The organism is Clostridium sp. Marseille-Q2269, from assembly GCF_943736985.1.
Lineage (GTDB): Bacteria > Bacillota > Clostridia > Clostridiales > Clostridiaceae > Clostridium_F.
Genome location: NZ_CALSFS010000008.1, coordinates 15,929 through 42,516 on the forward strand (window position 1 = coordinate 15,929; position 26,588 = coordinate 42,516).

General features: G+C 27.9%; 20 protein-coding genes, 4 tRNA genes, 1 pseudogene, 2 riboswitches and 1 other annotated feature. Of the genes and pseudogenes, 9 read left to right on the forward strand and 16 right to left on the reverse strand.

Annotated features, from left to right (window positions below):
- Nucleotides 1-263: 263 nt before the first annotated feature.
- The 7 genes and pseudogenes from NGI68_RS10930 to leuS all read left to right on the forward strand — a co-directional run bounded on the left by NGI68_RS10930 (nucleotide 264) and on the right by leuS (nucleotide 6,246).
- A pseudogene (locus tag NGI68_RS10930) lies at nucleotides 264-802 on the forward strand (class IV adenylate cyclase).
- Between the two features lie 4 nt (nucleotides 803-806).
- Nucleotides 807-1,682: a DUF5685 family protein gene (locus NGI68_RS10935; RefSeq protein WP_251861531.1), complete on the forward strand. Its 876-nt coding sequence runs from the start codon at nucleotides 807-809 to the stop codon at nucleotides 1,680-1,682.
- Entirely contained in the window at nucleotides 1,669-2,247 is a 579-nt protein-coding gene (locus NGI68_RS10940; protein ID WP_251861532.1) for a J domain-containing protein, read from the forward strand. Before NGI68_RS10935 ends, NGI68_RS10940 begins: the two co-directional genes overlap by 14 nt.
- 24 nt (nucleotides 2,248-2,271) lie before the next feature.
- Entirely contained in the window at nucleotides 2,272-2,796 is a 525-nt protein-coding gene (locus NGI68_RS10945; protein ID WP_251861533.1) for a hypothetical protein, read from the forward strand.
- A gap of 53 nt (nucleotides 2,797-2,849) precedes the next feature.
- Nucleotides 2,850-2,924, forward strand: a tRNA-Gln gene (locus NGI68_RS10950).
- Between the two features lie 87 nt (nucleotides 2,925-3,011).
- Nucleotides 3,012-3,425, forward strand: a complete 414-nt coding sequence (locus NGI68_RS10955) for a rhodanese-like domain-containing protein (RefSeq protein ID WP_251861534.1) — start codon at nucleotides 3,012-3,014, stop codon at nucleotides 3,423-3,425.
- Between the two features lie 69 nt (nucleotides 3,426-3,494).
- Nucleotides 3,495-3,699, forward strand: a binding site (T-box leader).
- Nucleotides 3,700-3,804: 105 nt separating this feature from the next.
- Nucleotides 3,805-6,246 carry a leucine--tRNA ligase gene (leuS, locus tag NGI68_RS10960; protein WP_251861535.1) on the forward strand — a complete coding sequence of 814 codons (2,442 nt, stop codon included), beginning with the start codon at nucleotides 3,805-3,807 and terminating at the stop codon, nucleotides 6,244-6,246.
- Between the two features lie 147 nt (nucleotides 6,247-6,393).
- On the opposite strand, the gene yjbM is transcribed toward leuS, so the two are convergent.
- The gene (gene yjbM / locus NGI68_RS10965) at nucleotides 6,394-7,182 is read right to left on the reverse strand and encodes a GTP diphosphokinase (RefSeq protein ID WP_251861536.1); all 789 of its coding nucleotides are present in this window, start codon (nucleotides 7,180-7,182) and stop codon (nucleotides 6,394-6,396) included.
- Nucleotides 7,183-7,346: 164 nt separating this feature from the next.
- On the opposite strand from yjbM, the gene NGI68_RS10970 reads away from it, so the two are divergent.
- Nucleotides 7,347-8,180 carry a DUF2225 domain-containing protein gene (locus tag NGI68_RS10970; protein ID WP_353505386.1) on the forward strand — a complete coding sequence of 278 codons (834 nt, stop codon included), beginning with the start codon at nucleotides 7,347-7,349 and terminating at the stop codon, nucleotides 8,178-8,180.
- Nucleotides 8,181-8,351: 171 nt separating this feature from the next.
- Here the strand turns inward: NGI68_RS10970 and NGI68_RS10975 are convergent, their stop codons facing one another.
- The 5 genes from NGI68_RS10975 to NGI68_RS10995 form a co-directional block, all read right to left on the reverse strand.
- Nucleotides 8,352-9,038 carry a metallophosphoesterase gene (locus NGI68_RS10975; RefSeq protein WP_251861537.1) on the reverse strand — a complete coding sequence of 229 codons (687 nt, stop codon included), beginning with the start codon at nucleotides 9,036-9,038 and terminating at the stop codon, nucleotides 8,352-8,354.
- 13 nt (nucleotides 9,039-9,051) lie between these two features.
- The gene (locus NGI68_RS10980) at nucleotides 9,052-9,312 is read right to left on the reverse strand and encodes an EscU/YscU/HrcU family type III secretion system export apparatus switch protein (RefSeq protein ID WP_251861538.1); all 261 of its coding nucleotides are present in this window, start codon (nucleotides 9,310-9,312) and stop codon (nucleotides 9,052-9,054) included.
- A 20-nt stretch (nucleotides 9,313-9,332) separates the two neighbouring features.
- Entirely contained in the window at nucleotides 9,333-10,979 is a 1,647-nt protein-coding gene (locus NGI68_RS10985) for a hypothetical protein (protein ID WP_251861539.1), read from the reverse strand.
- Between the two features lie 263 nt (nucleotides 10,980-11,242).
- A complete protein-coding gene (locus tag NGI68_RS10990; RefSeq protein WP_251861540.1) occupies nucleotides 11,243-11,830 on the reverse strand; it encodes an ECF transporter S component in 588 nt (195 codons plus the stop codon).
- Nucleotides 11,831-11,925: 95 nt separating this feature from the next.
- A riboswitch (FMN riboswitch) is annotated at nucleotides 11,926-12,043 on the reverse strand.
- Between the two features lie 70 nt (nucleotides 12,044-12,113).
- A complete protein-coding gene (locus NGI68_RS10995; RefSeq protein ID WP_251861541.1) occupies nucleotides 12,114-14,270 on the reverse strand; it encodes a Tex family protein in 2,157 nt (718 codons plus the stop codon).
- A gap of 107 nt (nucleotides 14,271-14,377) precedes the next feature.
- Between NGI68_RS10995 and NGI68_RS11000 the strand changes: the two genes are divergently transcribed.
- Nucleotides 14,378-15,706 (forward strand): M28 family metallopeptidase, encoded by a 1,329-nt coding sequence (locus tag NGI68_RS11000; protein ID WP_251861542.1) that lies wholly within the window; start codon nucleotides 14,378-14,380, stop codon nucleotides 15,704-15,706.
- A gap of 147 nt (nucleotides 15,707-15,853) precedes the next feature.
- On the opposite strand, the gene prfB is transcribed toward NGI68_RS11000, so the two are convergent.
- The 10 genes from prfB to NGI68_RS11050 form a co-directional block, all read right to left on the reverse strand.
- A protein-coding gene (prfB, locus tag NGI68_RS11005) for a peptide chain release factor 2 (protein ID WP_251861543.1) occupies nucleotides 15,854-16,955 on the reverse strand; the annotation gives its coding sequence in 2 pieces (ribosomal slippage) (nucleotides 15,854-16,876 and nucleotides 16,878-16,955; 1,101 coding nt in all).
- Nucleotides 16,956-17,035: 80 nt separating this feature from the next.
- Nucleotides 17,036-19,543, reverse strand: a complete 2,508-nt coding sequence (gene secA, locus NGI68_RS11010) for a preprotein translocase subunit SecA (RefSeq protein WP_251861544.1) — start codon at nucleotides 19,541-19,543, stop codon at nucleotides 17,036-17,038.
- A 227-nt stretch (nucleotides 19,544-19,770) separates the two neighbouring features.
- Nucleotides 19,771-20,298 carry a ribosome hibernation-promoting factor, HPF/YfiA family gene (hpf, locus tag NGI68_RS11015; RefSeq protein ID WP_251861545.1) on the reverse strand — a complete coding sequence of 176 codons (528 nt, stop codon included), beginning with the start codon at nucleotides 20,296-20,298 and terminating at the stop codon, nucleotides 19,771-19,773.
- A 425-nt stretch (nucleotides 20,299-20,723) separates the two neighbouring features.
- Entirely contained in the window at nucleotides 20,724-21,401 is a 678-nt protein-coding gene (locus NGI68_RS11020) for a ComF family protein (RefSeq protein WP_353505387.1), read from the reverse strand.
- Entirely contained in the window at nucleotides 21,374-22,396 is a 1,023-nt protein-coding gene (locus NGI68_RS11025) for a competence protein ComF (protein ID WP_251861547.1), read from the reverse strand. The genes NGI68_RS11020 and NGI68_RS11025 overlap by 28 nt, the downstream gene beginning before the upstream one ends.
- Nucleotides 22,397-22,422: 26 nt before the next feature.
- Nucleotides 22,423-24,657 carry an SF1B family DNA helicase RecD2 gene (gene recD2 / locus NGI68_RS11030; protein WP_251861548.1) on the reverse strand — a complete coding sequence of 745 codons (2,235 nt, stop codon included), beginning with the start codon at nucleotides 24,655-24,657 and terminating at the stop codon, nucleotides 22,423-22,425.
- A 195-nt stretch (nucleotides 24,658-24,852) separates the two neighbouring features.
- Nucleotides 24,853-26,028, reverse strand: coding sequence for a methionine adenosyltransferase (metK, locus tag NGI68_RS11035; RefSeq protein WP_251861549.1), 1,176 nt, complete (start codon nucleotides 26,026-26,028; stop codon nucleotides 24,853-24,855).
- 81 nt (nucleotides 26,029-26,109) lie between these two features.
- A riboswitch (SAM riboswitch) is annotated at nucleotides 26,110-26,212 on the reverse strand.
- Between the two features lie 113 nt (nucleotides 26,213-26,325).
- Nucleotides 26,326-26,410: transfer RNA gene (locus NGI68_RS11040), tRNA-Tyr, on the reverse strand.
- Nucleotides 26,411-26,415: 5 nt separating this feature from the next.
- Nucleotides 26,416-26,491 (reverse strand) — tRNA-Thr (locus NGI68_RS11045).
- A gap of 17 nt (nucleotides 26,492-26,508) precedes the next feature.
- Nucleotides 26,509-26,584, reverse strand: a tRNA-Val gene (locus tag NGI68_RS11050).
- Nucleotides 26,585-26,588 lie beyond the last annotated feature (4 nt).

Consider the following 26,588-nt stretch of genomic DNA (forward strand, 5'->3'; position numbering starts at 1 on the left):
TAAACAAATTCAAAATTCTATAACCAATATGTTACCATAAAAACTTTATTTTTTTCAAAACACATTATTATATAATAACATAAAAATATTTTATATCTATAAAACATTACACTAAAATTAAGAACAATTTAATTTACCATAATTTTTAATATAAATTTAAGATGGTACTAAATTGTTTTTATAACTATTATGGTACAATAATAATATAAACTTAATAACATGCTATAATCAATTTACTTATATACCTATTAGGAGTGATTTTATTGAAAGAAATAGAAACTAGAATAATAAAAATAAATGTAGATGAAATTAGAAATAAATTATTTAATTTAGGTGCTGTAAGGTTAAAGAAGAAAATCAAATTAATAAAATATATGATTTCCCCAACAAAGAATTAATAAAAAATAAGGGATATGCAAGAATTAGATATATAAAAGATCTTATTAAAAAGGAAGAACATTATTATATGACTGTAAAAAAACTTATAAGTCAAGAAAAATATAAAATCATGGAAGAAAATGAAACTGAAATATTAGATTCTAAAGAAGGTGAAAATATTTTTAATGCCTTAGGATTAAAATTGGTAGAATCTATATCAAAATTTAGAGAAAGCTATAAATATGACAATACATTAGTGGAAATAGATATTAACGATCCATGTTTTTGCCCTTTCCCTTACATAGAACTTGAATCTGACAATGAAGATGAATTAAAGAACCTAGTACAATTATTAGGTTATTCCATGGATGACACTACTTCAAAAACTATATATGACATACTAAAAGAAGAAAAGGTAAAATAAAAATATGTTTGGATACGTTACCCCTTGTAAAATGGAACTTAAAATAAAAGAATATGAAAAATTTAGAGCTTATTATTGCGGATTATGCAAAACTATAAAAAGAGATTATGGTGAACTGCCTAGAGTAACTATAAATTATGACATGACATTTTTGGCAATATTATTGGATTCCTTAGAAAATAATAAAAATATATTTGTAAAAGAACATTGCATTGTTCACCCTGTGAAGAAAAAAGTTATTATAACTAACAACGAAGCTATAAAATATGCAGCTTTTTTTAATGTAGCTTTAAGTTATTATAAACTTTTAGATAATGTAGAGGATGATGGTTCTATAAAAAGCAATATATCATCTAAATTTTTGAAAAAATATATACACAAAAATAAAAATTTATATAAAAAACATATCCACAGTGTGGATAATTCTTTAAAAAGTTTATATGTATCTGAAAAAAATTATAAAGATAAAAGCATTGATGAAATTTCTCATCACTTTGCTCATTTAACTGGATATATATTATCTTCCTATAAGGATTTTAATTTCAAAGAAAATCTTTACTGGTTAGGATATAATCTAGGAAAATGGATCTATATAATTGATGCTTTTGATGATCTAGAAAAAGACATGAATCAAAAAAAATTTAATGTTATAAATAATGTGTACAATAAAAATAATTTAAATTATAAAGAATTTAAAGGCACTATAAAAGACAAAATAGATTTTTTACTAGTAAACTGTGCTAGTGCCTGTTTAAATAATTTTAACGCTATTCCTATTGTAAAAAATAAGGGTTTATTATATAATATTTTACAATTTGGGTTAATGGAAAAAATGGAAAGAGTATTAAAAGGAGTGAATTTAGAGAATGAATCCCTATGAAATATTAGGAGTAAATAAAAATGCTTCTAAAGAAGAAATACAACACGCTTATAGAAAATTAGCTAAGAAATACCATCCTGATCAATATGGCAACAATCCACTTAGAGATTTAGCTGAACAAAAAATGAGAGAAATTAATGAGGCTTATGATTATTTAATGAAAAATCATAGTTCTCAAAATTACAATTCTAATAGCTACGGTTCCAATAACTATGCTTCTATAAGAGCAGATATAGATAGGGGTAATATATCCTCTGCTGAACAAAAATTAAATAGTATCAATGTAAGAAATGCAGAATGGTATTATCTTATGGGCCGGGTAAACTATTCCAAAGGATGGTATGATGTAGCTCATAATTACTTTAATAATGCCTATAACCTAGATCCTTCGAATTTTGAATATAAAGATGCCTTAAATAAAATGAATAGAAATAATAATTCTTATAGAAAACCTTATTATTCTGAAAGAAGAAGTGATCCTGATATGTGTAGGATTTGCGGTACCCTTTACTGTATGGACTGTTGTTGTGAATGTTGTGGCGGAGATTTTATTAGTTGTTGTTAAAATAATTGGGGGAGATGATAGTTTATGAAAACTACCCACTTAAAATCTTCAAATATAGCTAAAGGGGGTATATTTACGGCTATAGGATTTTTACTTATTTATTTAAGCACTATATTGCCTGTAAACAAACTGTCTTTATTAGCTACTGCTTCTGCTATTATCCCTATAGCCATAGTAAGTACAAATGCTAAAAATGGATTTTTAGTGTATTTATCCACATCAATTTTATGTTCTATAGTAGTAGGTATAAGTAGACCTCCTGTACTACTTTATATAATATTTTTCGGATTATATGGTCTAATTAAATATTATATAGAAAAATTAAATAAAATATATATAGAAATAATATTAAAATTTTTATATTTTAACATATGCTTAGGAATTTTATTTTATATATATAGACTATTTTTTAAAGGTATTCCTATGGTAACCACATATATATTTTTCTATTTTATTGCAGCTGAAATAGCCTTTATTGTATTTGATTATATTCTAACACTCTTTATATTTTATATTGATAAACACTTTATTAAAAATATAAAGGGTTAATATATTGACAAAATTGCTCAATTTGTTATAATAAATTTTGTTAATATATTTATTGCCCATTCGCCAAATGGTAAGGCACCTGCCTCTGGAGCAGGCATTTGTTGGTTCGAATCCAGCATGGGCAGCCAGAAGAGTTCTTTTTAAGAACTCTTTTTTATGTTAATAAAATATACTTCATTTGTACAAAATATATATATATATGAGTTTTAAGTGAGGTGTATAAATTGAATTATAAAATTAAAAAGAAATTTTTATTTTATTCTATATTTGTAATATTACTTACAAGTATCTTAGTAATACCGGTATATAATGCTAAAGCTTATAAAGATATTTTTGCCGAGGAAGTAAAGCAAATAACATCAACTCCATCCTCTACCAACTTAATAATAGATGTGAGAACTCCTAAAGAATTTAGTGATGGACATATACCTAAGAGCTTAAACATTCCATTAGATGATATTAAAAATACAGTTATGTCTAAAAATATAAATAAACATACTAAAATAATTATTTACTGTAATACCGGTTCTAGAGCTAGAAAAGCATCAACTTTATTGGACTCACTAGGTTTTACTAATATATATGTTTTAGGTGGTTTGAATTCATGGCCATATCCTCTAGAATATTGATTAAAATATATATTTAGTAATCCCTTGACAATATATGTATCATAATATACAATTGAGTATAACTTAATATTAAAAGTATTGAACAGGAGTAGTAATATTTCTTCTATTACAAAGAGAACTGTTGGTTGGTGGAAAACAGTATAGAAAAATATGAACTTGCCTAGGAGCTTGTCTGTTAAAAACAGACACGGGTAAAACCGTTATTTTTATAAGAGAAATCTATTTTTTATAGATTTAATTAGAGTGGTACCGCGAATAACCTTTCGTCTCTATAAGAGATGAGAGGTTTTTTATTTATAATTAAATAGATTATACAAAATTTATTTGATTATAACTTAAATTGTAAATAATAATTTATAAAATAGATAGGAGGATTATTATGGGAAACTATAGTACTAAAATTGATAAAAAATGGCAAACAAGATGGAATGAAGATTCTTTATACAAATTTAATAATGAAAATTTAGATAAAAAATTATATGTACTTGAAATGTTTTCTTATCCATCAGGAAGTAAATTACATGCAGGACACTGGTTTAACTATGGCCCTGTAGATTCTTGGGCAAGGTTTAAAAGAATGCAAGGTTATAATGTATTCCAACCTATGGGCTTTGATGCTTTCGGTCTTCCAGCTGAAAACTATGCAATAAAAACAGGTATACATCCAAAGGATTCTACATTTAAAAATATAGAAACTATGGAACAACAATTAAAAGCTATGGGTGCTATGTTTAACTGGGAAAATGAAGTTATAACTTGCTCACCAGACTACTATAAATGGACTCAATGGGTATTTTTAAAACTATACGAAAAAGGATTGGCTTATAAAAAGAAGGCTCCTGTTAATTGGTGCCCAAGTTGCAATACTGTTCTTGCTAACGAACAAGTTATAGACGGAAAATGTGAAAGATGCGATAGTAATGTTGACAAAAAAAATCTAGAACAATGGTTCTTAAAAATAACTGACTATGCAGATGAATTGTTAGAAAAACTTGATGATTTAGATTGGCCTGAAAAAACTAAATCTATGCAAAAACACTGGATCGGTAAATCTGTAGGTGCTGAAGTTACATTTAACGTATTAGATTCAGACTTAAGCTTTAATGTATTTACTACAAGGGTAGATACATTATTTGGAGTTACTTATGTAGTTTTAGCTCCAGAGAATGAATTAGTGGATAAATTGACTACATCAGAAAATAAAGCTGAAGTTGAAGTATATAAAGATCAAGCTACAAATCAATCTGATATAGAAAGACAATCTATAACTCGGGAAAAAACTGGTGTATTCTCAGGCTCATATGCTATAAACCCTATAAACGGTAAAAAAGTTCCTATATGGATAGGAGATTATGTCTTAAATACCTATGGAACTGGTTGTGTAATGGCGGTTCCTGCTCATGATGAAAGAGACTTTGCTTTTGCTACTAAATACAACCTTCCTATGGAAAGAGTTATAGAGGGTGGCAATTCTCTTCCTTATACAGAATACGGTAAGATAATAAATAGTGGAGAATTTAATGGATTATCTGTAGATAAGGGTAAAGAAGCTGTAATATCAAAACTAGAATCTATGAATCTTGGTAGAAAAAAAATAAACTATAGATTAAGAGATTGGCTTATATCAAGACAAAGATATTGGGGTGCACCTATTCCTATAATTTACTGTGAAAAATGCGGTGCAGTAGAAGTTCCAATAGCACAACTTCCTGTAGAACTACCTTATAATGTAGAATTTTCTCCAGATGGTAAATCACCTTTAGGGAAATGTGATGAATTTATAAATACAACTTGTCCAAAATGTGGTGGACCCGCAAGAAGAGAAGCAGATACACTAGACACCTTTGTATGTTCCTCTTGGTATTATTTAAGATATCCAGATAATAATAATTCAGAAGAACCATTTAATTCTGAGTTAATAAATAAACTACTTCCAGTGGATAAATATGTTGGTGGTCCAGAACATGCTTGTATGCATCTTTTATATGCTAGATTTATAACTAAAGCATTAAGAGACATGGGATATCTAAACTTTGATGAACCATTCTTATCTCTTACTCATCAAGGCTTAATACTAGGGCCTGACGGTTTAAAAATGAGTAAATCTAAAGGAAATACTATATCTCCTGATGATTATATAAGTGAATTTGGAGCAGATGTGTTTAGAATGTACCTAATGTTTGGATTTGATTATACAGAAGGTGGAGCTTGGAGTGACGATGCTATAAAATCTATTGGAAGATTTGTAGATAGAGTAGAAAGAATATTGGAAAATTCTATAGAAGAAATAAAAAATAGTAAAAATAATAAATCTACTACTGATAAAGATGAAAAAGAATTAAATTACGTAAGACATCATAGTATTAAATCTATAACTGAAGATATTGATAAAATGCAATTTAATACTTCTATAGCTAGACTAATGGAATTCACAAACAGCCTATCCAAATATTTAGGCAATGATACTATTAAAAATGCTTCATTCTTAAAAGAAAGTATAATTGACTTTATAAGACTATTGGCCCCTTTTGCTCCTCATTTTGCTGAAGAACAATGGGAACTTTTAGGGCTAAATTCTTCTGTTTTCAATGAAAGTTGGCCTGAATTTGATACTAAAGCTTTAATAAAAGATGAAGTTGAAATAGCTATACAAGTAAATGGTAAAATAAAAGCTAAAATAAATATATCAACTAGCTCATCGGAAAATGAAATAAAAGAAGAATCGTTGAATAATCAAGATATCAAGAATGCTATAGGTGATAAAGAAATAAAAAAAGTTATAGTAATAAAAAATAGATTAGTTAATATAGTTGCAAAATAATATAAAATTTTATAATTTTTAAAGGTGAGTTATACTTATAACTCACCTTTAATTTTATTAAATCCTTATTTGTTTTTACTATTTATATTCTAAAAAATTAATATATAATTTTACTAGTAAATCATTAACCTATATTAGTAAGTCATATTATTTATACATTTCTATAGTTTTTTCTGTAGATTTTAAAAGACTATTTAATTCAAATACTTCCCCTTCTTCTATAAGCTTATTTAATTGGGCCTGATACCTATTTGAATCTATAATCTTACCCATAGATTGTAAAATTAAAATATTATCCATTATGTAAGATACTAAACTTGATTTTACCTCAAAAAGCTTTTGGGCGTCTTTTATTTCATCTTTTATTTCCATCATTAGTTCATCTAAGTTGAAAGCGGCATCTGCAGCTGATTTAAGTTTTAACTTTATATCTTCAGGTATTTGATGTTTGTATTTATAATTTAATGAATGTTCTATAGTAGCCCAAAAGTTCATAGCTAATGTTCTTATTTGAAGTTCTGCTAAAATATCCTTTTCCCCTTCTGCCATGCTAACCGGATATTTTATAATCATATGGTAACTTCTATAACCGCTGTTTTTTACATTAGTTACATAATCTTTTTCATATATTATGTTCATATCTTTTCTTTGCCTTACTAGTTCTACTACTCTTTCTATATCGCTAGTAAATTGGCACATTATTCTTATACCAGATATATCTTCCATTTCATAAGAGATTCTATCTAGTGGTATATTAAATTTGTTTGCTTTTTCTAAAATACTAGAAATTTCTTTTACTCTTCCCGTAACAAATTCTATAGGGGAATATTCATTTTCTTCTCTATATTCTTTTCTTATGCTTCTAAATTTAACCTTGAGTTCTTCTACTGCTTGCTTGTATGGTATCAAAAAAGTTTTCCATTCACCTAATGCCATGTCATTCACCCTTTTCAATATGTGCTTTAAAATTCATAAATAATTCCAAGTAATATATTGCTATTATATATTATTTTGATATTATAATTATATATAATATTATAATTATAGTATTTGATATAATTATAATATCAGATATGAATGGGAAAATGAAGGTGATAATTTTGGATTACTGTGAATCGCATGAAGATAATGCTAATGATTGGAAGATATATAAGGAAAATAGCCCTGAATGGTTAAAAGAAAAGTCACTTCTATATGAAAGAAAAGTCACCTGCCCTGTATGTGGTAATGTATTCATGGCGAAAGCTGTAAAGACCTCTTCTTATAGAATTTTAAAAAAAGACTCTGATCTTTTTATAAGATATTCTATTATAAATCCTTATTTTTATGATGTTTGGATTTGTAATGAATGTGGTTATGCAGCTATGAAAAAAGATTTTAATAGTATAAAAAACTTTCAAATAGATTCTGTAAAAGAAGGAATAACAGAAAATTGGATACCTAGAGAATATCCTGAAATATATAATGTAGATATAGCAATTGAAAGATTTAAATTATCTTTGTTAAATTATGTAGTTCTTGAATCTCCTTCAAGCAAAAAAGGCTTTAATTGTTTAAAATTAGCTTGGATGTATAGACTAAAAAATAATTATGATAAAGAAAATTTATTTTTAAATGAAGCTTTAGGTTGTCTTAAAGAATCCTATTTTTTAGAGGATTTCCCCATATATGGTATGGATAGATATACTACCACCTATTTAGTTGCAGAATTAATGCGAAGAACAGGCAGTAGTGAAGAAGCTTTACGTTGGTTTAGTAACGTTATAACTGCTCATGGAATTTCTAGTAGGTTAAAAAACTTAGCTAGAGATCAAAAGGATCTTATAAAAGAAGAAATGAACAAAATACATATAACTTCTGAAGAATCTACATACAACAAAAATGATAAACTTAATAATAAAAAAAAGAAGGAGACAATCTTTACTAAATTTTAAAGAAAATAAAAATTCTATAGAAATATTTCTATAGAATTTATGAATGGACCCTATATTCATAAAATATATATTGTCTCTTCTAAATTATATGTTTAATAGTCCCTGAAATAAAGAAATATTATATAATAATATACAATGTTTCTTTATTTGCCCATTATAAATCCCGTAAATTTAAACTATCTTTACGGGATCAAAATTTATATGGTCACAGGAAGTTAAATAGTATTCTGTTCCATCTCTCAGCCCTTCTAATGATCTTGTTGTGCTTATTCCATGTAAATGTCCATATATAACTTTATCTACCTTATATTCCTTTAAAAGCTCAGTTATAGGTGAATCCTGAAATTTATCATTAGTAGCAGGATAATGTAACATTACTATAAATTTTTTTATCCCTGATTTTTTTGCCGAGTCTAGTGATAATCTTAGTCTTATAAGTTCTCTTCTATATATCTTTTCATCATGAATTGTAAAATTATCTGATGGTTTAGGAATCCATCCCCTTGTTCCACATATAGCATAATCCTCATATACAAAAAAATTGTTTTGTATAAAATTCATATCTTCATACAATTTATTCAATTTAGTTATGGAACTCCACCAATAATCATGATTACCCTTTATTAGAATTTTTCTTCCTTTTAAATTATGAATCCATTCCAAATCCTGCAGTCCATCTTCCATTTTCATGGACCAAGAAATATCTCCTGCAATAAGAATTGTATCCTTTTCTGTTATTTTAGTTTCCCAGTTTTCTTTTATTCTTTCATGATGCATAAACCATCTATCTCCGAATATATCCATAGGCTTATCTTCATTAAAAGCTAAATGTAAATCTGATATTGCATATAAGCTCACCCTATCACCTCTATTATTTTATTCTTTCATCTATTTCCATAACATATGCTATTACTTTTGCTACTGCATCATATAATTCGTAGGGTATGGAATCTCCTATATCTACATTAGTTAAAAGATTTGCCAATTCTTTATCATAAACTATAGGTACCTTTTCTTGTGTGGCTTTTTCTAAAATTTTATCTGCTACATATCCCATACCAGCAGCAGTAACCACTGGAGATGTGTAACTTTCTTCATATTTTAAAGCTGCAACCTTCTTTCTTTCATTCACAATAATCACCCAATCTTTTATTATGCTTTAATATCAATAGCATTTAAATTGTTATCACTAAAAAATTCTCTACAATTTGATATATTGAAAATATCTACTTTTTGCTCTACTTTTACAAAAATATTATACCCTATACTGCCCATATCTTCTATAAGTTTATTTTTCCCTTTATTTAATAAACCTACCCATTCTTTCATAGTTTTTATGTTTATCTCCATATTACTATTTTTAAGAGTTATATAAGCATCCACTATGTCCATATTAGCCGTAGCTATAGATGTAGCTATCTTTACATTACTAGAGTCTATCTTTTTCCCTTTACCTCTTTCATCCTTTATTATAATTTTACAATCACACTGATTTTCTTTAAAATTTAAAGGTAAATCTAGATAATAGTATTCATTAGATATGGTATTAAACATTTTAAAATTATTTATATTATTTTTTAATGTTCCCATTATTTTATCATAGGATGAATTATTGCTATGTTTTAACATTTCCATCAGGTTTTTAGCTATATTTTTTATCTCATTTGTCTTTATATTTATTTGTTCTTTTATATCTGAAGAATCTATTTGTACTTTGTTGGATGCCATTTCTATTGATTTTGTTTTAACATTTTTTGTAGTTTCATTAACTAGAGTTTTATCCATTACTTCAGTATTTTCTAACTTTACTTTTAATCCTAGTATGTCTTGCTCTTCTTTAGTAAAATTTTTTAATATTCCATTTAAATCTTTCTCTTTTAACAATAAATCTCTTACCAAATTTATATTCTCTTGTTTTCCTGTGGCTATAAATTTTTTAAAAGTAGATACCAATTCATTATTTATATCATTTTCAGTACTATTATTAAAATTTTTTATTTCTTTTGATTGTGCTTCTTCCCCTATAATATTATCTCCATTAGATGCATTTGTTACTACAGACATTTCTTTATTGTTTATGGCAGATTTATTTAATTCTTTATCCATATTGTTTATTTTATTATAAATACTAGATTCTTTAAAAACTTCCCTAAAAGCCTTTATGTTTTCCTCCGTAAGATCTACATTAGTTTCTAATAATACAAATAAGTCTTCTTGTGTTAAGCTTTCTAATTGGTTAAATAGCCCTTTTAATATATTACTTATTTGTTGTCCTTTAGCACTTTGAAGATCTATTCCTTTACCTTTTATATAGTTTTGTATAAAGGCATCTCCTTCTTCAGAATTACTTTTTAATTTTTCCATAAAGTTAGACAAATTTATAATTTTTAATATATTATCTTTGGTTAAAGGCATATTATGCTTTATCATTTTCTCCAATAAGGGATATTCTTCTTTATTTAGTTTTATGTTTTCTTTGAGCAATAAATTCTCTATAGAATTTTGCTGTTTTTGTTGCTCCTCTACTAAATTACCTTCTAAAAATTTTAAAACTAGCTTCCCTTCTTCAAAGCCTAAAACTTTAAATTTAAGCAGCCCATTAGGTAGCATTCCTTTTAAGTCTTCAATAGAAGCCTTAAACTGCCATCCATCTATTAATTTTAATATTGCTTCTCCTTGGCTCTCCCCTTGCCCAATTACCCTTGCAGCAAAAATCTCATCTATTTCAAAAGAAAGCTTACTAGATATTTTTTTTGTATTACTATTATAAACATTATTTATATTTAAAATGCCTGGCATATTAATATCACCTCTTATAATATCTTGCATAGACTTACTACACGAATTATATTTACATACTTTATTATCTATTATCGTACTACATATATATTTACTAAACAAACTAAAAAAGAGTATTATTATATTCCTCTATGATTAAAACTTCTAAATATAATTTAAAATCCTATATTATTAAATAAAATCATTATTTTTCTGTATAAAAAATACTGATTAAATAGGTAAATAACTATTTAATCAGTTGTTATAATACTTACATTTTATTTTTAATCCCGCAATATAGGAGATACGCTTTTATATATAACTTGAGTTATTAAAGATATTATAGCTCCTTTAAGTAAATTAAATGGAATTATGGACCAAAATATAAAACTCTTTAAATCCACTATTTTAGAATTTAACTTATTACCTAATGCTACTACCGCTTTTATTGGAAAATTTAATGCTTTTTCATATAATGGTAAAAGAACATAATAATTTAATATTCCTGCCACTACAGACATGCATATTGTTCCTATTATTAATCCTAATATTGCACCTTTTTTACTCTTATCTTTCTTATAAATATATGCTGAAATACCTACTAAAACAGATCCCACTAAAAAATTTGCAGTTTCTCCTATGAAAACTGTACTTCCTTTAAATATACCATGTAGTATATTTTTCATAAGTTCTATTAATATACCTGCCACAGGACCTAAAGCAAAACCACCTAATAATGCTGGAATATCGCTTATATCAATCTTTAGAAAATCTGGGAATATAGGTATTGGAATTTCTATAAACATAAGCAAAAATCCTATAGTTCCTAGTAAGGATATCTTCACCAACTTGTTCAATTTACCGTTTTTCATATTATCCCTCCATTTTGTATCCCTTCAAGAACTATACAATTGTAAAATAAAAGCCCTGATAAATAATATCAGGGCTTTGTAATCATAACTACAATTGTAATCTTCTTTCATCCAGACTTTACTGTCGGCTTCGGAATCTAACCGAATCATGCCTATAAAAGGCTCGCGGGCTTTACCGCCGGTGGGGAATTTCGCCCCGCCCTGAAGATATAAATATTAATTTTATGTGTTTTTATTATATACTATTAATAATTTTAATTCAATATCCATATTATAAAATTATTTATTTTTTCATACTTAAAGAAATTCTGTTTCTCTTTTGGTCTACTTCTAATATTCTAACTTCTACTATGTCTCCTACTTTTACAATATCTAATGGATGCTTTACAAAGCTATCTGAAAGTTGACTTATATGTACTAAACCATCTTGGTGGACTCCTATATCCACGAAAGCTCCAAAGTCTGCTACATTTCTAACTGTTCCCATTAAAACCATATCTGGTTTCAATTGAGCTATATCTACTACACCAGTCTTTAATATAGGCTTTGGTAAATCTTCTCTTGGATCCCTACCTGGTTTTTTTATTTCTTTAATAATATCTAATAAAGTAGGTTTACCTATATCTATTTTTTGGCATATAACATCTATTCCCTCAGTATTAACTCTGCTATCTATATCCTGTAATTTATTATTTTTAATATATTCTAGATCATATTCCAATAGACTTAAAAATTTCTTAGTTCCTTCATATGATTCTGGATGTACTCCTGTATTATCTAAAGGTTCTTTACTTTCCATAACTCGAAGAAATCCTGCACATTGTTCAAATGCTTTTTGACCTAATCTTTTAACCTTTAATAATTCTTTTCTATTCTTAAATTTTCCTACTTCTTCTCTATAAGCTACTATATTTTTAGCTATAGAACTATTAATTCCTGAAATATATGATAAAAGAGATGGAGTTGCAGTATTTAAATCTACACCTACAGCATTAACACAATCCTCTACTACTCCTTTTAATGATTCGTCTAATTTCTTTTGAGATACATCATGCTGATATTGACCTACCCCTATAGATTTAGGATCTATTTTTACAAGCTCTGCTAAGGGATCTTGAAGTCTTCTACCTATAGATATAGCACCTCTTAAAGAAACATTTATATGTGGATATTCTTCTGTAGCTAATTTTGATGCAGAATAAACAGAAGCTCCTGCTTCGGATACTATAACATAATATATGTCTTTACCTTTTTCTTCTTTTATTTCTTTAAGCATTTTTGATATAACTTCTTCCGATTCTCTACTAGCTGTTCCATTTCCTAAAGATATTACATCTACATCATATTTATAGATTAATCCTTTTAATATTTTTATAGATCCTTCCACATCATTTTGTGGCGCTGTAGCATAAACTGTAGCTGTATCTAACAGTTTTCCTGTTTCGTCTAATACTGCTATTTTGCAACCTGTTCTAAAACCTGGATCATATCCTAAAACTACTTTGTCTTTTATAGGTGCTTGCATTAAAAGAGCTTTTAGATTTTCTTTAAATATTTTTATTGCCCCTTCTTCACCTTTTTCTGTTAACTCAGCTCTTATTTCTCTTTCTATAGATGGATATATTAATCTTTTTAAAGAATCCTTAATAGCCTCTTCTATATACACATCTGTTTCATTATTTCCTTTTAAGGATCTACCTTTTAAATACTCTATTATTTTATCTTCGTTACAAGTAATTTTTGCTGCTAATATTTTTTCTTTTTCTCCCCTATTTATAGCTAATATTCTATGAGGGGGAATATTTTTTACATTTTCTTTATAATCATAGTACATTTCATAAGGAGTAGGTTCACTACTATCTCCCTTTGTTTCTATTACTCCCTCTTTAAACACAAAATTTCTTATCCACTTTCTATATTCCGCTTCATCAGATATAATTTCACTTATTATATCCATAGCTCCTTGCAATGCATCTTCAATAGTATTTACTTCTTTTTCTTCATCTATAAATTGACTTGCATATGTTTTTATGTGTTCTTTAAACTCTCCTCCTACTATTACCTTTGCTAATGGTTTTAGGCCTTTTCCTTCTGCTATAGTGGCTCTTGTCCTTCTCTTTGGTCTATAAGGTCTATATAAGTCATCTACTTCAGTAACAGTCTTACAATTAATTATACATATTTTTAGCTCATCTGTAAGTTTTCCCTGTTCTTCTATAAGCCTTATAACATCATCTTTTTTAGAATTTAAATTTCTTAAATATGTAAGTCTTTCGAAAAGCTCTCTAAGAGTTTCGTCACTCATTCCTCCTGTTACTTCTTTTCTATATCTTGCTATAAAAGGAACTGTATTTCCTTGATCTAATAAATCTATAACTGCATCTATATGTTTAATAGATATGTTCAATTCTTTTGATAAAACACTATTTATATCGCTCATCTTTACCTCCAAATATTAAATAAAGTCACTAAAAATATATTATACCAGTTATATATCCTTTGGCAAATTAATATAAATTAAATTATAAACAATTTATAGGAGATATCATGAGAAATTTTGCCAAATTATTCTATATAGCTATTATTCTAACCTTTTTGTGTTTTAGTATACAAACTGCCTTATTTATAGAATCATTTAATATAGACTCTGTGATTAATAATATTAATTTAATATCTTGTGATAAATTTAAGGGAAGACTTCCAGGCTCAAAGGAAAATAGACAAGTTGCAGAGTATATAAAAAATAATTTTAAAAGTAACAATCTTATTCCTTTTGAGAAAAACTTTTCCCAGGATTTTGGTTGCTTTTATCCTAGTAGAATTCATGGTAAACCATATCTAAGAGTAATGGATTCTAGTGGTAATTTAGTAAAAGATTATTCCTATGGAGAAGATTTTAAAGAAGATATGCTTAATTTTAGAGAAAATAAATTTTCTTTTTCTAACGAAAATGTAATGATCAAAGATGATTTTATGAACATAAATTATAATAATGGTAATTTCCTTATATATACAACTAAAGATTATGACTCTAATTTTAGAAGTTCTTTTGTAAAAGAAGCACCTTACAATATGTATGTAGTCACCAATGGAAAAGTTTTTTCTGAAATAAAAAATTTTTTACAGTCAGGTAACAAAATAGATTGCTTTATACCTTACTCCATAAAAGAAACTGAACTTAGCAATATAGTTGGATATATAAAAGGGATTAATTCCAATGATGATCCTATTATTATTTCTTCTCACTTTGATCATTTAGGTGAAGATTTAAAAGGCACCATATATAGTGGAGCATTAGATAACGCCTCTGGCACTAGTTTTATGTTAGAATTAATTAAGTATGTTAAATCTCTAGGAACTCCTAATAGAGATATTATATTTGTTTCTTTTAACGCAGAAGAATTTGGATGCTTAGGATCTAAAGCTTTCATTGAAAAATATTATAGTAAAATAAAAAATGCTACAGTTCTAAACTTTGATATGATAGGAGGCAGAGAAAGCATTCCTCTTTGTATAATGGGATCTGACAAAGATACCGCTAATACGCCTCTTATAAAAGAACTATCTAGGCTATGTTCCTCTAAAAATATTGATTTTAATTATATGTTTGAAAATGCTAGTGATCATTACTTTTTTAGACAAAAAGACATAGATGCCATAACATTTTGTGACAATGATACGTCTAAAATTCATACACCTAAAGATAAGATTCAGTTTATAAATAAAAACTCTATAAAAAGGTGTTACAAAGTAGCATCATTAAAAATTATAAAATCTGCCTTTAAAGAAAATTTATTTTATATATATTATAAAGAATTTATAATTGGCTCTTCTATTCTACTTTATATATTTATAAAGAAAGAAGAAAGAAAATGAGAAATTTCTTATAGTAAATATATAAAAGGGACTGTGGCATTAAAGAATTTAAGCACAATATATTGTTTTACAAGTTTAAAGTTAACACAATATATTGCAGGATTTACTCTTAGTGCCACAGCCATTTTTATTACTTATCTTATAGTTTTAAAAATTTCCCTTTAGATATTCTGTAATAAATAGATTTATATCTCCATTCATTACAGCATCTACATTACTAGTTTCTGCCCCTGTTCTATGATCCTTTACTAAATTATAGGGATGAAATACATAAGATCTTATCTGACTTCCCCATCCCATATCTTTTAATTCTCCCGTTAAATCTTCTATCTTTTCCTTATGGGATCTTTCTTTTAATTCTACTAATTTTGATTTTAAAACCTTCATAGCAGTTTCTTTATTAGTATGCTGGCTTCTTTCATTCTGACATTGTACTACAATGCCTGTTGGTATATGTGTTATCCTTACAGCAGATTCCGTTTTATTAACATGTTGCCCACCTGCTCCACCTGCTCTATAAGTATCTATTCTCAAATCTTCATTCTTTATCTGTATTTCTTGATCATCTGTTAATTCTGGAAGTACTTCTATAGATGCAAAAGAAGTTTGTCTTTTACCATTTGCATTAAAAGGAGATATTCTAACTAATCTGTGTATGCCCTTTTCACCCTTGAGATACCCATATGCAAACTCTCCACTAATTCTTAATGTTACACTTTTTATACCTGCATCTTCAGCTTCCAATAAGTCCATAATTTTAAGCTTAAATCCTTCTTTTTCTGCCCATCTTGTATACATCCTAAATAACATATCGGTCCAATCTTGTGCATCCGTACCACCTACACCTGAGTGTAATGTCATTATTGCATTATTTCTATCATATTCTCCAGATAACAAGATTTCTATTTTAAATCTATCTATTTCATATTTCATATTTTTATATTCTGATAATATTTCCTTTTTCATATCATCATCTTCTTCTGATAACATTTGGCACAATACTATAATGTCTTCTATAGTGTTTTTTAGGCCTTCATATTTATCTAGTTTATCTTTTAAATACTTTTCTTCAGAAGTTATTTTTTGTGCTTCATTTATATTGTCCCAAAAATTAGGATTTTGCATTTTATTTTGAAGCTCTGATATACTATTTTGTATTCTTACTATGTCAAAGAGACTCCCCAATTTCTTTTATTGTATTTTGAAGTTCATGAGAATTATTTATTATTTCTTGAATTTCTACTATCATGTGCTCACCTCTATTATTTGCTGAAAAAGTTATAAAACCAGAAACCAAATAAAAGTTTCCGGTTTTATTATAATATATTTTTATGCCATTCTACCACAACAATTTTTATATTTCTTACCACTTCCACAAGGACATGGATCATTTCTACCTATTCTATTCTCTTTTTTAACAGGTTGTTTTTTTACTGAATCATCTTCATAATTAGTTGATGTTTCTCTAACTACCTTTTCTCTTTCAGGAGCTTTTTCTATTTCTACATGGAATAGATATCTAATAGTATCTACCTTAATATTATAGATCATTTCATCAAACATCTCACTACCTTCAAATTGATATGCTTGAACTGGATCCTGTTGTCTGTATGCTCTAAGACCGATTCCCTGTTTTAAGTGATCCATATCGTCTATATGATCCATCCATTTGGTATCCACTACCCTAAGTAATACTACTCTTTCTATTTCCCTTATTTGTTCTTCACCAATTTCTTTTTCTTTATTGGCATATATTTGTTCTGCAGTTTCTAATAATTTTTGTTTTATTTCTTCATCTGAAAGGTTGTCAACATCTTTTTTATTTATTGCACCTTTTGGTAAACATATATCTTCTAAGTAGTTAACAAGATTTTCAAGTTCTTTTTCAAATTCCTCTTCTACACCTGAAATATGAGAATTAGTTGCAGTATAAACTACATCTCTCATCATATCTTTTACTTGTTCTCTTAAATCTTCACCTTCTAGAACTTCACTTCTTTGTTTGTATATTATTTCTCTTTGTTTATTTATTACATCATCATATTGAAGTAAAGTTTTTCTTATATCAAAGTTATTACCTTCTACCTTCTTTTGCGCGCTTTCTATAGCTGAACTTACCATTTTACTTTCTATAGCTTCATCTTCACCAAGTCCTAGTTTATCAACTATTCCTTGCATTCTCTCTGAAGCAAATATTCTCATTAAATCATCTTCTAAAGATACAAAAAATCTTGATTCACCAGGATCTCCTTGACGACCTGAACGTCCTCTTAGCTGGTTATCTATTCTTCTAGACTCATGTCTTTCTGTACCTATAATCATAAGTCCGCCTGCTTCTTGTGCTTCTTTAGTAAGTTTTATATCTGTACCACGACCTGCCATATTAGTAGCTATTGTGACTGTACCATATTCCCCTGCATGAGATATTATTTCTGCTTCCATCTCATGGTATTTAGCATTTAACACTTGATGTGGTACTCCTTTTTTCTTTAACATAGAAGATAACATTTCTGATTTTTCTATACTTACTGTACCTACTAACATTGGTTGCCCTTTTTTATGTCTTTCAACTATTTCTTCAACTATAGCTTTAAACTTACCCTTTTCTGTTTTATATACCACATCAGGGTTATCTATTCTAGCTATAGGCTCATGTGTAGGTATTACAATTACATCTAATCCATATATTTCTCTAAATTCATTTTCTTCTGTTTGAGCAGTACCAGTCATACCTGATAATTTGTTATACATTCTAAAATAGTTCTGATAAGTTATTGTAGCTAAAGTTTTAGATTCTCTTTCTACTTTAACTCCTTCCTTAGCTTCTATAGCTTGGTGCAACCCATCACTATATCTTCTTCCTTCCATAGCTCTTCCTGTAAACTCATCAACTATTAAAATTTCTCCATCTTTAACCATATAGTCTTTATCTTTTTTCATTATATAATTAGCTTTTAAAGCTTGAACTACATGGTGTTGTACTTCCATGTTTTCTGCATCAGCATAATTTTGTACTTTAAAGAAATTCTCTGCTTTATTAACCCCTGAATCGGTAAGCATAGCTGAATTGGCTTTTTCATCTATAGTAAAGTCTTTTTCAGCTATTAATGATTTAGCAAAATAATCTGCAACTTTATAAAACTCTGTGGATTTTTCTCCTTGACCTGATATTATTAATGGTGTTCTAGCTTCATCTATTAATATAGAGTCAACTTCATCTACAATTGAGAAATTTAACTTTCTTTGAACTCTTTCTTCTTTGTAAACTACCATATTATCTCTCAAATAATCAAATCCAAATTCACTATTTGTTCCGTAAGTTATGTCTGCTCCATAAGCTGCCTGTCTTTCTTCGTTAGTTAAATTATGTAAAATAACCCCTACTTCTAGTCCTAAAAATTCATACACTGGGGCCATTAAATCTCTATCTCTTTTAGCTAGGTAATCATTAACTGTAACTATATGTACCCCTTTTCCTGTTAATGCATTTATATAAGCCGGCAATGTAGCAACTAAAGTCTTACCTTCACCAGTTTTCATTTCTCCAATTCTACCTTGATGTAATACTACACCACCAATTAATTGCTCTCTATAGTGCTTAAGTCCTATTGTTCTGTATGCAGCTTCTCTAACTAAAGCAAAAGCTTCTGGTAAAACATCTTCTAATTTTTCTCCTTTTTCTAATCTACTTTTAAATTCTTCAGTCTTTAATTTAAAATCTTCGTCTTTTAAGGATTGCATTTTTTCGTCTAAAGCTTCTATTTTATTCACTATAGGATTAATTCTTCTAAGTTCTCTTTCACTATATGTTCCAAATATTTTATTCAAAATTCCCATGCTATTCATCCTCACTATTTATCAAATTTTATAAGTCTTGACTTCATAAATTATATCATTTAACTATATTCCATTCAACTTTTTAGAATAATAATTATCTAAATTTGTAAATAATAATTAATTATAGTAACTCTTATATTAATAAGTTTTATCTATATAAAAAGTAGGCATATATATTTAAATATGCCTACTTACAATTCACTTTATTGACATGTTAATGTATTATTTTAAAATTCAGGTTCAATTAACCCATAGTTTCCATCTTTTCTTTTATATATAACATTTACTTCTTCTGTATCAGCATTTTGATATACAAAGAAATTATGTCCTAAAAGTTCCATTTGTAAAACTGCTTCTTCTGAAGACATTGGCTTCATAGCAAATTTCTTAGTTTTTACTATGTGAGTTTCTTTATCATCTCCATTTTTATAGTCTGGTATATATTGAAATTTTAATGATCCATCATGAATTTTACGTTGAAGTTTAGTTTTCTGCTTTCTTATTTGTCCTTCTAATTTATCTATTACCATGTCTATAGAGGCATACATATCTTCTGTTGTTTCTTCGCCTCTTAATATAACTCCATGAAATGGTATTGTAACTTCTATAGTTTGTTTATTTCTGTGTACACTTAATGTAGCTGTTGCAACTACATTAGGGTTGAAAAATCTTTCAAGCTTTGACAGCTTTTTTTCAACTGTCTCCCTTAAAGCACTTGTTACCTCAATATTTTTGCCTATTACTGTTATTTTCATTCTTCAGCCCCTCTTTCTGTAACTATTTTGTTTTGTAACTTCTTATGTTATGTATATTCTAATACTATTTTTTAAAAAACTCAATAGAAATTTTTTAAATTTACAAAATATTAAGTTATTTATAACAATTTCTTATTAATATACGTTATTTACTGATATTATAAAAATAAGACCTATAGCTATACTATAAGTCTTATCTTTAGTTAAAATCAGCTGACCTGGTCTTTGACCCCACACTCGCCTGCTGGAACTTTCGCTACCCAGAGTTCATCTTCTCACTACTAATCCTCTCGTTTTTAATAACGGCAGGACTTACTTCTAAGCCGCACCATGCTCATCAAATATTTTTATTTAACTTACGTGGATCGTTTTGCCTGCGACTGGCATCGACTTTCAACCACAAACCTAATTTTAATATATTTAAATTATACATCACTTTTTGCTGCAGTCAATATAAAAATTTCCCTTGCTCCTGTTTTTTTTAACTCATTAGCACAATAAAAACAAGTAGCTCCTGTGGTCAAAACATCATCAATCAACAGTATTCTTTTATTTTTTATATATTTTTCATTATAAACTTTAAAGCTTCCCTCAACATTTAACCATCTTTCAACTCCATTTAATCCTATCTGATCTTTTGTATTAGTTTTCTTTTTTAAACAATACTTTATTGGTATATTCATATTTTCACTTATGAATTTTGCCAGATATTCACTTTGATTATAACCTCTTTTTTTATAGGATTTTTTACTAGATGGAACAAAAGTTATAATATCTGCATTTATACTAATTTCTTTTGCTTTTCTGTACATTAAATTAGCTATTATTTCTCCGCTTTTAAAATCACCTTTATATTTTAAATTTAATATAAGTTCCATCATTACACCTGAATAATAACAAGTAGGGAAAGCAGGAAAATAATTATTTCCTTTCCCTATAGTTTTAGCATCATTACAGTATTTTATAGAACCAAAGCATTTTTTACATATTAAATTTTCTTCTATATATTCTCCACATATTACACATTTATTTTCATAGGGGTATATTACCTCTTCCATACATTCTATAATATATTTTATATAGTTAAAAATCCTAGTTCCCATGCTTCTTTATTAAAGTGTCTTATTACATCTTTAGCTTTTTCCATATGCATAGTTTCTGAATTAGCTAAAAATATAATTTCTCCTTTAAAATCGTATTCACCTCTTCCAACAGTACCACATAGGTATATTAATTCTTTATAGTTAAACTTATTTTTATCTGATCCATAAATTATTAAATCTATATCCTTAAATTTTGAAAATTCATCGTAAAATAAATGGGTTATAAATATACCCTCCTTCATCTTTTTGAAGTTGTATAAACTTTTATTAGAATCTAATTCTATATCTAATATTATATTTACATCAATGTTATTTATATAATTATTAAAATAGCTATATAAATTTTCACTAATAAAGTATGAAGGAGTATATATAATTACTTTTCTTTTAGAATGAAATGACCATTTCATATAATCATAAATAATAAAAGGTATTTCTCTACTTATGTTGATTCTTGTTAATAAAGTCCTTGGCTCTATTATAGGCATTCTATCCTTTTTAACTGGTATATAAATGTTTCTACTATTAAGAAATAATTCTTCTATAGAATACATTATGCATCTACCTTCATTACTAAGTTTAGACAAAATTAAATCTTTTATGCTATCTTTGTTGTAATTTGTATAACTACTCAGATCATCATATAATATAAAATCAAATTTTTCATCAATATTAAATGCTACGTTAAAATTAGTTACTTTTAAATTTGATGTTATATCTAACTTACTCCTTCTTATATAAGAGTATTGTCTAAAGTTACTTCTTCTTTTTATATTTTGTATTATATCTATATTATTTTCTTCTTCATTTGTTATATATAAAATATTATTTTTATTTTTTACTAAATACAAAATAGAATCCACAAAAAAATCAGTAGTATTATAAGGTATAGATATAACATTTAAAAATTTTTCTTTACCCTTACACCAGTTTAATATAACTTCCCCAAATTCATTAACTTCATATTCTTTTTTAAATTTTTCAAGTAAAGACATAAAGTTCACCTTCTATATGTAATATATTATTCTTCATTTATAATTTGGTTATCTAATACATTGCTTATACGCCATTTTAAAAGAGAATATCTTTTAAAAATTTTATCATTTTTAACCATAAAATTTATAGCCTTCAATGATCCAACTAAAACCACAAGTTGTTTTGCTCGTGTTATTCCTGTGTACAATAAATTTCTATTCATCAAAAGTGGTGGACCTTGAAAGGATGGCATAACTACCACTGGGAATTCACTACCTTGGCTTTTATGAATAGTTACAGCATAAGCTAAATCTATTTCATCTAAATATAAGCTTTCATATACTACTCTTCTTTCATTATCAAACAAAACTTGAACCGTCTCTTTTTCTTCATCTATATCTTCTATATACCCTACATCACCATTGAATATTCCTAGCCCTTCTGCCTCTCCTTGGCCATTATTCTTAGTCCATTTTAGAGAATAGTTATTCTTTGTTTGCATAACTTTATCTCCTACTCTAAATATATAATCTTTAAATTCCATTTCTTTTTTCATATTATTTTTAGGATTTAAAACTGACTGTAATTCTTTGTTTAGATTAGATACTCCTAATATTCCTTTCCTCATTGGAGACAATATTTGAATATCGTTAATTTTATTCCAACTTCTATTGAATTTAGGAAGCCTTGTATTTGATAGGTCTACTAGTGTATTTAATATTCTTTTAGGATCACTGCACTCTATAAAATAAAAATCCTTATCCTTCTTATTTATAAGTGGCATTTCTCCATCATTTATTCTATGAGCATTTACTATAATCATACTTTCTTTAGACTGCCTAAATATTTCTTTTAATCTCACCACTTTTACACATTTACTTTCTATTAAATCTCTCAATACATTTCCAGGACCTACTGAAGGTAATTGATCCACATCTCCAACTATTATTATTCTTGTACCTATTGATATAGCTTTTAAAAGAGTATTCATTAATATTATATCTATCATAGATGCTTCATCTATAATTACTACATCACATTCTAAAGGAGTTTCCTCACCTTTAGAAAAAATTTCTTCTGTCTCCTCCCCCGATACACCCATTTCTAGCAATCGATGTATAGTTTTAGCTTCTCTTCCTGTTGTTTCAGACATTCTCTTAGCTGCTCTCCCTGTAGGGGCTGCCATAAATACTCTCATATTAGCTTTTTCAAATATTTCCGTTATACAATTAATAATAGTTGTTTTTCCTGTACCAGGGCCTCCTGTTATTATTTCTACCCCATTTTCCAGTGCTCCTTCTATAGCTTCTCTTTGAGAATTATGAAACCTTATATTATTACTTTGTTCAAAGTTTAATATTTCATCCTTTATATTTATGTTTAAATTATCATATTGTGACAAAGATAAGTTAAGTATTTTCTTTGTAACTCCTAACTCGCAATAATAATAAGGCAAAGTAAAAACACAGTCTTCTTTATTTACTTTTTCTATCTTTAATTTATTTTCTGCCACATTATTGTATACATTTTCATTTATTTCTTCTTCTTTTACACCTAGTACATCTATAGCTTCACTTATAAGCCTATCTAAAAGCATATAGGTATTTCCTAATCCACAAAATCCGTTTATTATATAATTTATTCCACTTTCAATTCTAAAAGGTGAGTTAGCTGCTATTCCTAAGCTTCTTGCTATTTTATCTGCAGTCTTAAATCCTATACCTCTTATTTCATCTGTAAGTATGTATGGATTCTCTTTTACTATTGATACAGAATTTTCTCCGAATCTTTTATAAACTTTCATACATTGATTAGGGGTTACTCCATAATTTTGAAAAAACATCATTATATTTCGTACTTCATTTTGTTTTATATAAGATTCATATATTGTATCTATTTTTTTCTTTCCTATACCTTCTATCTCCGTTAATCTTTCTATATTATTGTCTAATATATTTAGAGTTTCTTCTCCAAACTTTTTTACAATTTTTTTTGCAGTTACTGGGCCTATCCCTGATATAATTCCTGAGGATAAATATCTTTCTATACCTACTATAGTATTAGGTACTACTTCTTCACAAATTTCTACTTTAAATTGATTGCCAAATTGAGGATGAATAACCCATTGACCTTTCAATTTTAAATTTTGTCCCTCTGCTATATATGGCATACAGCCTACTATAGTCACAATATCTTTCTCTACCATTATTTTTGCTACTACATATCCATTTTCATCATTTGTAAAAACTATATCCTCTATATATCCCTGTATTTCCTGCATAAAATCTCTCCTAATATTTTTCATTTCACTATTATTATCTAAAGTAATATCACTTATAACTGTAATAAATACTATAGTATTAGTCTTTATCTATTTAGAACAATTATATCATATAATTATATAGAAAATAAAAAGGAATGGTATATTATGATACCCATTCCTTTATCTATTAACTTAAAATTATATATTTTTTACTTATATATGTTTTTTTATTTCTTCTACTTTGTCTAATTTTTCCCATGGAACATCTATGTCTGTTCTTCCAAAATGTCCATAAGCAGCAACTTGTTTATATATAGGTCTTTTCAATTCTAAATCTCTTATTATAGCACCAGGTCTTAAATCAAATACTTTATTTACAATTGAAACTATTTCTTCATCAGTTATTTTACCTGTTTCAAATGTATCAACTGAAATAGATACAGGCTTAGCTACACCTATAGCATAAGCTAATTGAATTTCTAGTTTATCAGCCACTCCCGCTGCAACTAAGTTTTTAGCTACCCATCTTGCCGCATAAGCTGCAGATCTGTCAACCTTTGTTGGATCCTTACCTGAGAATGCTCCACCACCATGTCTTCCATATCCACCATAAGTATCAACTATTATTTTTCTTCCTGTTAATCCTGAATCTCCTTGAGGTCCACCAATTACAAATCTTCCTGTTGGATTTATAAAATATTTAGTGTTTTCATCTAATAATTCTGATGGTACTATAACTTTTATTACATGTTCTTTAATGTCTTTATCTATTTGTTCTAAAGAAACATCTGCACCATGTTGGGTAGAAATAACTATGGCATCTATTCTTACAGGTTTACCATCTTCATATTCTACAGTTACTTGAGTTTTACCATCTGGTCTTAAATATGGTAATGTACCATTTTTTCTAACTTCTGATAACCTTTTTGATAATTTATGAGCCATTTCGATAGGCATTGGCATATATTCTTTAGTTTCATTTGTAGCAAATCCGAACATCATACCTTGATCTCCAGCACCTACTGCATCTAATCTTTCCATTTCACCTTTTTTAGATTCTAGGGCTTCATCTACGCCCATAGCTATATCTACTGATTGCTCATCTATTGATGTTATTACAGAGCAAGTATCACAATCAAACCCATATTTCGCTCTGTCATACCCTATTCCTCTTATAGTTTCTCTAACTAATTTTGGTATATCAACATAACATTTTGTTGATATTTCCCCAATTACCATTACCATTCCTGTTGTAACTGTTGTTTCACAAGCAACTCTTCCATTAGGATCTTTATCTAATATGGCATCCAAAACCGCATCTGATATCTGATCACATATTTTATCTGGATGTCCTTCTGTTACTGATTCAGATGTAAATAACTTTCTCACTTTAATTCCTCCTAAATTGCTAATTTTCATCTAAAAAAACACAACCTCTTCAATAAGAAGAGGTTGTTATATAACGACGCTCTCTTATCTTGCAGATAACACTGCAGGAATTGGCACCGTAGTGAATATTCACTGGTTGCCGGGTTTCTCAGGGCCCATTTCCCTCCACCTCTCTTGATAAGAGTTTTTTATTATTATTTACTAAAAATCATATCACACTAGAAAATACATGTCAATATTATACTTACAACTTATTTATATAAAATAAAAAACATCTTTACTTATAGTAAAGATGTTTGGTGGAGGAGGACGGATTCGAACCATCGAAGCGAATCGCAACAGATTTACAGTCTGCCCCCTTTGGCCACTCGGGAACTCCTCCATGTATGGAGCTGGCAATAGGAATCGAACCTACAACCTGCTGATTACAAGTCAGCTGCTCTGCCAATTGAGCCATGCCAGCATAATATAAGATTTTAATGGTGGGCACAACAGGGCTCGAACCTGTGACCCCCTGCTTGTAAGGCAGATGCTCTCCCAGCTGAGCTATGCGCCCATTA

Bases quoted from the DNA above. Each gene is read 5' to 3' on its own strand.
- NGI68_RS10935 (WP_251861531.1), top strand. From the start codon at position 807: ATGTTTGGATACGTTACCCCTTGTAAAATGGAACTTAAAATAAAAGAA.
- NGI68_RS10940 (WP_251861532.1), top strand. From the start codon at position 1,669: ATGAATCCCTATGAAATATTAGGAGTAAATAAAAATGCTTCTAAAGAA.
- NGI68_RS10945 (WP_251861533.1), top strand. From the start codon at position 2,272: ATGAAAACTACCCACTTAAAATCTTCAAATATAGCTAAAGGGGGTATA.
- leuS (WP_251861535.1), top strand. From the start codon at position 3,805: ATGGGAAACTATAGTACTAAAATTGATAAAAAATGGCAAACAAGATGG.
- yjbM (WP_251861536.1), bottom strand. From the start codon at position 7,182: ATGGCATTAGGTGAATGGAAAACTTTTTTGATACCATACAAGCAAGCA.
- NGI68_RS10985 (WP_251861539.1), bottom strand. From the start codon at position 10,979: ATGCCAGGCATTTTAAATATAAATAATGTTTATAATAGTAATACAAAA.
- NGI68_RS10990 (WP_251861540.1), bottom strand. From the start codon at position 11,830: ATGAAAAACGGTAAATTGAACAAGTTGGTGAAGATATCCTTACTAGGA.
- NGI68_RS10995 (WP_251861541.1), bottom strand. From the start codon at position 14,270: ATGAGCGATATAAATAGTGTTTTATCAAAAGAATTGAACATATCTATT.
- NGI68_RS11000 (WP_251861542.1), top strand. From the start codon at position 14,378: ATGAGAAATTTTGCCAAATTATTCTATATAGCTATTATTCTAACCTTT.
- secA (WP_251861544.1), bottom strand. From the start codon at position 19,543: ATGGGAATTTTGAATAAAATATTTGGAACATATAGTGAAAGAGAACTT.
- hpf (WP_251861545.1), bottom strand. From the start codon at position 20,298: ATGAAAATAACAGTAATAGGCAAAAATATTGAGGTAACAAGTGCTTTA.
- NGI68_RS11020 (WP_353505387.1), bottom strand. From the start codon at position 21,401: ATGGGAACTAGGATTTTTAACTATATAAAATATATTATAGAATGTATG.
- NGI68_RS11025 (WP_251861547.1), bottom strand. From the start codon at position 22,396: ATGTCTTTACTTGAAAAATTTAAAAAAGAATATGAAGTTAATGAATTT.
- recD2 (WP_251861548.1), bottom strand. From the start codon at position 24,657: ATGCAGGAAATACAGGGATATATAGAGGATATAGTTTTTACAAATGAT.